The sequence below is a fragment of the Desulfatibacillum alkenivorans DSM 16219 genome (genome assembly GCF_900142135.1).
Classification (GTDB): domain Bacteria; phylum Desulfobacterota; class Desulfobacteria; order Desulfobacterales; family Desulfatibacillaceae; genus Desulfatibacillum; species Desulfatibacillum alkenivorans.
On the sequence record NZ_FQZU01000094.1, the window covers coordinates 1 to 1,707 of the forward strand.

Below are 1,707 nucleotides of genomic sequence, written 5' to 3' on the forward strand. Positions count from 1 at the left end.
GTCATTTCAGAAACGTCGGGCAAACCGCCCAATGGATCGGAATCGACGGAAGAATCCTCCGAAGCCTCGCCCAGGGCGTCGGCGGTCATTTCAGACACGTCGGGCAGGCCGCCCAAGGGATCCTGGTCGGATTCCTCCTCCGGCATTTCCTGAATCGGCTCTTCTTGGACGGGTAAGGCGTCTTGCTCTGCAACGGCTTCAGCCAAAGAAATTCCCACTTCCGGAGTCTTTGGCGCTTCCTCCTTCTGGAGAACTTCCGCCGGAGTCCGGACGAAGATACATCGCCCGTCCCTGTCCAAAAGCACTGACAGAACAACTTTTACTTCAAAATTTAGCTGATAGGCCACCTGGTTGTCGTGGACCACAAGGTCTCCGCCCGAGAATTCCAGATCGTCGGTGATTTCCAAGTGGTGCCGGCGGCGGATCATTTCCTGGAGAACGCTCCAATCCAGGTCGGCGGTGATGGAGTCCATAAGATCCTTTTCACCGGTTTTAATGGCCTGAATCCCTGCTACGGTTTCTCCTTTATTTGACACGATATGTACTCCATGGCTTTGGCGTGATCACCCAGAGGGCCTGAAATTAATTAAAGATTAGCTTCTTACGGAGTTTTAAGCAAAAACTATTCCAAAACGCACGGAATTTGCATAGCCTTTTTCGTAAGCATGCTGCAATTGCCATTAAAGGAGCCCAAAACAGGTTTATGGACGCCAATATTAGCCGTGAAATCATTGAAAAGGCCGTAGACGAACTGGCCTATCGCAATAAAAAGGCGCCCAAATACCTTTTGCTGGACTCAATTATCCGCAGATACCCGGAAGATCCTTCCCTCTCCCTGGATGAGGAAATTTCCGCGGACGATCTTATTCGTGAAGTATGGGATACAGGCGAGGACCCGCAAGCCATTGCCAACCGCCGGAAGAACTTCAACAGCATCAAGTCGGCCATTAATTCGGACTTAAAACGTTTATATAAGGAAGGGAAAAACCCCAGCGGCGTCATCATCGGCCCGGAAAACAACTTCATCATGTCCGATGAAGCCAGGGAAGCCCTCCTGGCCACCCTGGCCCAAACCGCCGGAGACGGCAGCCTGTCCGCCCTGGATCAACTGGCGCAAATGATGAACACGCTCAAACAGATTCTTTCCGACGAAGATATCATCGATTCCAGCAACCCGGACGACGCCCTTTCGCAAATCCATCGTTTGCTTAAGGGCATTTCGGAAAAACTGGGGATTGATCAGGAAGGCGAGGACTCAAAGGAAGGCATTGCAGTCCGGCAAGCGGAAGAAGGAGAAGAAGCGGAACCAATAGCTTCCCCGGACGCCCATAGCGATGGCCATGAAAGGAAAGGCGAGTCGAAAGATGGGGGCGAAGCCCTGTCGGGCCAAGGCCCAGAATCGAACGAAGGCATCAAGATCGTTGAAGAGGAATTGGAGGATGACGCCGATCTTGAAGACGTGGAGGAGTTGATTGAAGAGGAATTGGAGGAAGCGATAGAGGGAGAGTCCGAAGAGGAATTGGAGGAAGCAGAGGGGGACGAGGATCTTGAAATCGTCGAACTGGACGAGGATGAGGAACTGGTTGACGAGATTACTTGGGAGGATGAGGAACCGGAGGACATTGAAGACGAAGAGGACATTGTAAAAGATTTGGAGGAAGCGGGGGAAGACGGGGCCGGCGAAGAGGGAGAAGGCCTGGAAGAAAA

The 1,707-nt window shown here is 52.2% G+C and carries 2 pseudogenes; one reads left to right on the plus strand and one right to left on the minus strand.

Annotation, left to right across the window (positions count from 1 at the left end):
• Positions 1-536: pseudogene (locus BUE18_RS27140) on the minus strand (hypothetical protein); the annotation flags it as partial.
• Positions 537-703: 167 nt separating this feature from the next.
• Between BUE18_RS27140 and BUE18_RS27145 the strand changes: the two are divergent.
• Positions 704-1,707: pseudogene (locus tag BUE18_RS27145) on the plus strand (hypothetical protein); the annotation flags it as partial.